This window comes from Buttiauxella sp. BIGb0552 (assembly GCF_004366275.1).
GTDB lineage: Bacteria > Pseudomonadota > Gammaproteobacteria > Enterobacterales > Enterobacteriaceae > Buttiauxella > Buttiauxella gaviniae.
Genome location: NZ_SODY01000003.1, coordinates 676,852 through 683,304, shown reverse-complemented (window position 1 = coordinate 683,304; position 6,453 = coordinate 676,852). Strand labels below are relative to the sequence as shown.

Below are 6,453 nucleotides of genomic sequence, written 5' to 3'. Positions count from 1 at the left end.
CTGACCCCATGCCGAACTCAGAAGTGAAACGCCGTAGCGCCGATGGTAGTGTGGGGTCTCCCCATGCGAGAGTAGGGAACTGCCAGGCTCCAAATTAAAGTGTGCTGATATGGCTCAGTTGGTAGAGCGCACCCTTGGTAAGGGTGAGGTCCCCAGTTCGACTCTGGGTATCAGCACCAGTTTTTAGGTTTAAAGTTCGGCGCTGGATAAAGAATTTGCCTGGCGGCAGTAGCGCGGTGGTCCCACCTGACCCCATGCCGAACTCAGAAGTGAAACGCCGTAGCGCCGATGGTAGTGTGGGGTCTCCCCATGCGAGAGTAGGGAACTGCCAGGCTTCAAATAAACAAAAAGGCCATCCGCAAGGATGGCCTTTTTGTTTTGTATTTCCAGCGAAAATAAAAGGCCACTTACGTGGCCTTTCTCTTTAAATATCAATGAATAACCTGAGACAAAAATGCACGAGTACGCTCCGACTTAGGGTGAGCAAAGAACTCATTTGGTGGTGCTTGTTCCACGATCTCACCTCTATCCATAAAGATCACTCTGTCAGCCACCGTCCGCGCAAAGCCCATTTCATGCGTTACACACAACATTGTCATGCCAGACTCAGCCAGCCCAATCATGGTATCCAGCACTTCTTTAACCATTTCCGGATCCAGCGCAGAAGTGGGTTCATCAAACAGCATGATCTTAGGTTTCATACACAGTGAGCGCGCAATCGCCACACGTTGCTGTTGTCCGCCAGATATTTGCCCCGGGAATTTATGCGCATGCTCTGCGATGCGTACCTTTTCCAGATAGTGCATTCCGAGAGCTTCAGCTTCTTTCTTGGGCATCTTGCGCACCCAGATCGGAGCAAGAGTGCAGTTCTGCAAAACGGTCAGGTGTGGGAACAGGTTAAAGTGTTGGAAAACCATCCCGACCTCAGTCCTAACCTTCTCTATATTACGTAAATCATCGTTGAGTTCAGTTCCATCAACGACAATGCGCCCTTGTTGATGCTCTTCCAGGTGATTAATGCAGCGTATAGTTGTTGATTTACCTGAACCGGAAGGTCCACACAGGACAATGCGCTCGCCTTGTTGCACCTTCAAATTGATATCTTTAAGTACGTGAAACTGCCCGTACCATTTATTCACATTCTCCAGCATGATCATCGCATCAGCGGGTTGCATCGTAATCTGGCTCATTTATTCATCCTCAGTGCGGTGTTCGTCCGGTGTTAAAACGTTTTTCAAGATGCTGGCTGTAGCGCGACATGCTGAAACAGAAAATCCAGTAGATGAGTGCTGCGAAGACATAGCCTTCGGTCGACATTCCAAGCCAGGCAGGATCGACAGTGGCTTGCTGTACGCTGCTAAACAGATCAAACAAACCAATAATGATCACCAGACTGGTGTCTTTGAATAGAGCAATAATGGTGTTAACCAGGCCTGGAATGACCATCTTTAATGCCTGCGGGAGGATCACTAATCCCTGGGTTTTCCAGTATCCCAACGCCAGAGATTCTGCGGCTTCGTATTGCCCTTTTGGTAGCGCCTGCAAGCCACCGCGAACCACTTCAGCGACATAAGCCGACTGGAAAAGGATCACTCCAACCAATGCGCGGATAAGTTTGTCTATGCTTGTTCCTTCAGAAAGAAACAGCGGCAGCATGACAGATGACATGAACAACACGGTGATTAGCGGAACGCCTCGCCAGAACTCGATAAATATCACTGACAAGATTCTGACTACCGGCATCGTCGAACGGCGACCTAAGGCCAGTAAGATCCCTAATGGCAACGCCCCGGCGATCCCGACGGATGCAATGATCAACGTTAATGTTAACCCGCCCCACTGGCGTGTCTCGACACGATCCAGCCCTAAAAAGCCACCGTATAATAAACCCCAAACAACCAGCGGATAGATAACGGCCCATGCGGCGATGTAACGGCCACGGCGAGGCATCGCATTCCAGAACATTGGAATGATGGAAGCCAGACCAATTAGCAGTGCAAGGTTAATGCGCCAGCGTTGATCATGCGGGTAGAGCCCATACATAAACTGTCCGAAACGTGCGTGGATAAACACCCAGCATGCCCCTTCTTTTGTGCAGTCCGCACGGGTCTCACCAATCCAGTTAGCCTGGAAAATCGTCCAGTTTAACAAGGGTGGAATCAGCACCCACATCATCCACAAACAGAAAATAGTCAGTAAGCTATTAGACCAGCTGGAAAAAAGATTCTTACGAGCCCATTGCACGGCACTTGAGCGAACAGCTTTTGGGCGCGTGTGATGTGACACTAATGCTTTTGTCATCGTAATTCCTTAGCGCTCAATCAGGGCAATTCGCCGATTATAGATATTCATCAGTAACGAAATAGTCAGACTTATAATCAGGTAGACTGACATCGTTATGGCAATAGTTTCAATGGCTTGACCCGTCTGGTTGAGCACTGTTCCTGCGAACAATGAGACCATGTCCGGGTAACCAATAGCGGCTGCCAGTGATGAGTTTTTGACGATATTGAGGTACTGACTGGTGAGTGGCGGGATGATGACGCGCATTGCCTGAGGAATAATAACCTGCCGTAATGTGACAGGGTTCGGTATGCCCAGGGAACGTGCTGCTTCGTGTTGGCCGTAGGGGACAGACTGAATTCCCGCGCGGATAATTTCGGCAATAAAAGCGGATGTATACACCGACAATGCTAAAGTTAATGCCGCTAGCTCAGGAATGAGAACCATCCCCCCACGGAAGTTAAAGCCCCGTAAAGCGGGAACATCCCAGTGTAATGCTGCGCCAAAAAACCCGTGTGCCAGTAGCGGTAACAAGATCAGTAATCCCAGACCGTAAGGCCAGGTGCGACGCAATTGCCCGGTTTTTATCTGATGCATTTTGTTATAGCGATACAAGCCTGCCGAGATTATCAGTGCTAACAAAATGGCACCGGTGAAAGCCAGTACACCTTCACCAATCTGCGGGGAGGGGATATAGAGCCCGCGGTTACTCAGAAAGAGAAGGTCGAATGCGTTGACTGCCTGACGAGGGCCGGGCAGGTTGCGAAGAACGGCAAAATACCAAAAGAAGATCTGCAATAATGGAGGGATATTGCGGAATGTCTCAATGTAGAAAGTAGAAAGTTTACGTAGCAACCAGTTATCGGATAGCCGGGCAAGCCCCAGAAAGAAGCCGATAAATGAAGCAAACACAATGCACAATGCGGAAACCAACAAAGTGTTCAGCAGACCGACGACAAACACGCGGCCATAAGTATCACCCTGCTCATAATCAACGAGATGCTGAACGATACCGAAGCCAGCGGCTCGGTCGAGGAATGCAAAACCTGAGGTAATGCCACGATTACTAAGGTTGGTGACGGTGTTATGAATCAGATAAATAGCGATGCCTACGACGGCGACGACAGCAATAATCTGGAACAGCCAGGCACGAACCGCTGGGTTAGAAAAGGAAATATCACCTTTTACGATTGGGCGGCGATGGGACATAAGCGAACCTCAGTAACATAAACTCAAACCCTGGGCACTACCGAAGTAGTGCCCATTTCTGACGTCTCGCTTAGCGAACAGGCGGTGCGTACTGAATACCACCTTTGTTCCACAGGTTGTTTTGCCCACGTTTGATTTTCAACGGGCTATCAGAACCGACGTTATGTTCGAAGATTTCAGCGTAGTTACCGACTTGTTTGACGATGTTGTACGCCCATTTATTATCGAGCTTCAGGTCTTTACCGAAATCGCCTTCTTTACCTAACAGGTGAGCCATATCCGGTGTGGTTGGGTTAGCAGCCATCTGATCAACGTTTTTAGAGTCAATCCCCATCTCTTCTGCATTGAGCATGGCGAATAAAGTCCAGCGCACGACGGAGAACCAGTCTTCATCACCACGGCGTACGACTGGGCCTAAAGGCTCTTTTGAAATGACTTCAGGAAGAACCACCCACTCACCTGGTGTGCTCAGTTTGATGCGCAGTGCATAGAGTTGAGACTGGTCGGAAGCCAAAGTATCGCAGCGGCCTGATTCCAGAGCCTTGGCTGACTCATCGGAGCGATCGAATGTTACAGGGGTGTACTTCATATTATTTGCTTTGAAGTAATCGGCGACGTTCAGTTCGGTATCGGTACCTGCCTGAATACAAACGGTCGCGCCATCCAGTTCTTTAGCGCTCTTCAGGCCTGCTTTGTTGTGCGTCAGGAAACCGATGCCATCGTAATAAGTGACGCCGGTAAACATCATTCCCATGCCAGCATCGCGTGATGAAGTCCAGGTGGTATTACGCGACAGAATATCTACTTCGCCTGACTGGAGAGCCGTAAAACGCTCTTTTGCGGTCAGCGGGGTATATTTAACTTTCGAGGCATCCCCAAATACCGCAGCGGCAACGCCACGACAAACGTCCACATCAATGCCGGTAAATTTACCGTTTGCATCAGCGTAAGAAAAACCAGGCAAGCCGTCACTTATCCCGCATTGCACAAAGCCTTTCTTCTTTACCGCATCAAACGTAGTGCCAGCATGAGCCTGATTGACTACCGCGAATAATGCACCGGCAGCGACCAGAGTGGAGATCAGAGTCTTTTTCATAATGCATCCTGTGTGGCGAAATTATCGTTATAAGTGTCGGCATCCGTATGGCGCCGTTTTTCCTGTCTGTGGCATCTGCCAGTCTGGTTAAAGCAAAGGGAGTGCCAAGATTGCGAGAGACGGCATGCGTGTGCCTCCCGTCGCAGTAAGCTGAGTGTAGACAGGAAAAATTACTTACAACGCCCCATAACGGGGCGAAAATGAAACCTACGCCACATTTCAGCGCAAAAAAGTTTCAGATTTTGATCATATGAAAAGAAGTAATTTCAGGCGTTAACATTAGCGTGAATAGCATATGTATTGGTTTGTGGAAGAAGTCACATCTGCTGCTGCAATAAAACAAAATCTGAAAGAAGTGAGTGATTTGTTTCACGCCAAAAAAGGTTGGGGATACAAGCCAGTGAAGCTAAAAAATGAAGTGGTAGGAATGGATGCACTTAAATAATGCAAAGGAAAATGACTGCGGATTTTCTAATAAAAAAGCGCGCCCTGTAGGGACGCGCTTTGCAAATATGGGATGTACTTTATTTAGTTAATGCAACGATACCCAGAGTTAAGCCGGCAATCGCTGCGGCACCACCGGCAATTGCACCCGCGGTTTCCCAGTTATCCTGAGTCGTCCCTTTCATACAGGTGTTGGTGTGCACCAGGCGGCCCTGATCGTCATAGACTGGCACGCAAGGTGAGTTGGTTGCACAACCTGCCAGAAGTGTAGAAAGCAGCGCAGCGGCAATTAGCTTTTTCATATGGAACCTCATTAAACCAAACCCCGTTCAGGGATAACTCGTGCGTTAAGGCGACAATTATCTAATAACCTGAACCGGTGCGAATGTGGTGATTTTATCACCGCAGTGGGCATGGAGAGCAGAGAGGAATAATTGCAATTCATGTGCTGTGTAAACAAAGTGGAGAAAAGCGGGCATAGGCAAGAAAGTGTGGAGAAAAAGTGAAGTTAAACATTTTCAGATAGTCAGTCGTGTCACAACTATTAAAAAGGGTGCCTTACCAAGGGTGGTAACTATTTAAACCTTATGGTTAATTGGTAATGGTCAGTGCGTGCTACAGGCTCGTTTAACACACGGTTAATTTTAAGGATAAGAATATGCCAGCTGTCATTGAAAAAGCATTGGACTACATTGGCGGTATGAATACATCCGCATCAACTCCACATTCTATGGATGAGAGTACAGCTAAGGGGATATTTAAGTATCTGAAAGAGCTGGGAGTGCCGGTTAGTGCAGATGATGTTACGGCAAGAGCTAATCAGGAGGGATGGAACGCTGAATTCACCAAAAAAGTCGCAGGCTGGGCTGATAAAATTGAGTCTGGTAACCGCGTTCTTATTAAAAACCCTGAATACTTTTCTTCATATATGCAAGAGCAACTCCGGGCGCTAGTACAAGCCGAACATTCACCAACCGAGTAGGTTTACAGAACGCATTTGTTCGCTTTTGTTCGGGGATTAGCCTTTCACCAGGCAGATTACAAACGTTAAAAAAGGCGCTTCCCCATGCCGAGTAGCGCCTTTTTAAACAACAACTTAACTGATTAATATCAGTTCATGCCGTATTTTTTCAATTTTTTACGCAGCGTGCCACGGTTGATGCCCATCATCAGGGCAGCGCGGGTTTGGTTGCCACGGGTGTATTGCATCACCATGTCCAACAATGGCTGCTCTACTTCAGCCAATACCAGCTCATACAGATCGTTAACATCTTGACCATTCAGTTGAGCAAAATAGTTCTTCAGTGCTTGTTTCACGGAGTCACGAAGAGGTTTTTGGGTAACCTGATCCTGTGAGTTAACGGTAGAAACGGTTAGTACGTCAGAATTTACGCGTTGTTCGAACATAGTTCTGTCAGCTC

At 48.0% G+C, this 6,453-nt stretch carries 8 protein-coding genes, 1 tRNA gene and 2 rRNA genes; 5 read left to right on the top strand and 6 right to left on the bottom strand.

Translation table 11 applies throughout. The features are described 5' to 3' along the window. The 3 genes from rrf (EDF88_RS12135) to rrf (EDF88_RS12125) all read left to right on the top strand — a co-directional run. Positions 1 to 88: ribosomal RNA gene (rrf, locus tag EDF88_RS12135) — 5S ribosomal RNA — on the top strand; the annotation flags it as partial. Between the two features lie 15 nt (positions 89 to 103). After that, positions 104 to 179, top strand: a tRNA-Thr gene (locus tag EDF88_RS12130). A gap of 39 nt (positions 180 to 218) precedes the next feature. Further along, positions 219 to 334, top strand: a 5S ribosomal RNA gene (gene rrf / locus EDF88_RS12125). A 97-nt stretch (positions 335 to 431) separates the two neighbouring features. Here rrf (EDF88_RS12125) and EDF88_RS12120 read toward each other — a convergent pair. The 4 genes from EDF88_RS12120 to EDF88_RS12105 all read right to left on the bottom strand — a co-directional run bounded on the left by EDF88_RS12120 (position 432) and on the right by EDF88_RS12105 (position 4,588). Then, entirely contained in the window at positions 432 to 1,190 is a 759-nt protein-coding gene (locus EDF88_RS12120) for an amino acid ABC transporter ATP-binding protein (RefSeq protein WP_064514184.1), read from the bottom strand. 10 nt (positions 1,191 to 1,200) lie between these two features. Further along, positions 1,201 to 2,301, bottom strand: a complete 1,101-nt coding sequence (locus EDF88_RS12115; protein WP_064514182.1) for an amino acid ABC transporter permease — start codon at positions 2,299 to 2,301, stop codon at positions 1,201 to 1,203. 9 nt (positions 2,302 to 2,310) lie between these two features. Beyond that, on the bottom strand, positions 2,311 to 3,492 hold the full coding sequence (locus EDF88_RS12110) for an amino acid ABC transporter permease (RefSeq protein ID WP_134184859.1): 1,182 nt from the start codon (positions 3,490 to 3,492) through the stop codon (positions 2,311 to 2,313). 70 nt (positions 3,493 to 3,562) lie between these two features. Further along, entirely contained in the window at positions 3,563 to 4,588 is a 1,026-nt protein-coding gene (locus EDF88_RS12105) for an amino acid ABC transporter substrate-binding protein (RefSeq protein WP_064514179.1), read from the bottom strand. 295 nt (positions 4,589 to 4,883) lie between these two features. Here EDF88_RS12105 and EDF88_RS24685 point away from each other — a divergent pair, with 295 nt between their 5' ends. Further along, positions 4,884 to 5,033, top strand: a complete 150-nt coding sequence (locus tag EDF88_RS24685) for a hypothetical protein (RefSeq protein ID WP_157092056.1) — start codon at positions 4,884 to 4,886, stop codon at positions 5,031 to 5,033. Between the two features lie 79 nt (positions 5,034 to 5,112). On the opposite strand, the gene EDF88_RS12100 is transcribed toward EDF88_RS24685, so the two are convergent. Next, entirely contained in the window at positions 5,113 to 5,334 is a 222-nt protein-coding gene (locus EDF88_RS12100) for a hypothetical protein (RefSeq protein ID WP_034459881.1), read from the bottom strand. 356 nt (positions 5,335 to 5,690) lie between these two features. Here EDF88_RS12100 and EDF88_RS12095 point away from each other — a divergent pair, with 356 nt between their 5' ends. Then, entirely contained in the window at positions 5,691 to 6,014 is a 324-nt protein-coding gene (locus EDF88_RS12095; RefSeq protein ID WP_134184857.1) for a DUF1889 family protein, read from the top strand. Between the two features lie 128 nt (positions 6,015 to 6,142). Here EDF88_RS12095 and fis read toward each other — a convergent pair whose 3' ends face one another. Then, positions 6,143 to 6,439: a DNA-binding transcriptional regulator Fis gene (fis, locus tag EDF88_RS12090; protein ID WP_000462905.1), complete on the bottom strand. Its 297-nt coding sequence runs from the start codon at positions 6,437 to 6,439 to the stop codon at positions 6,143 to 6,145. Positions 6,440 to 6,453: the final 14 nt, after the last annotated feature.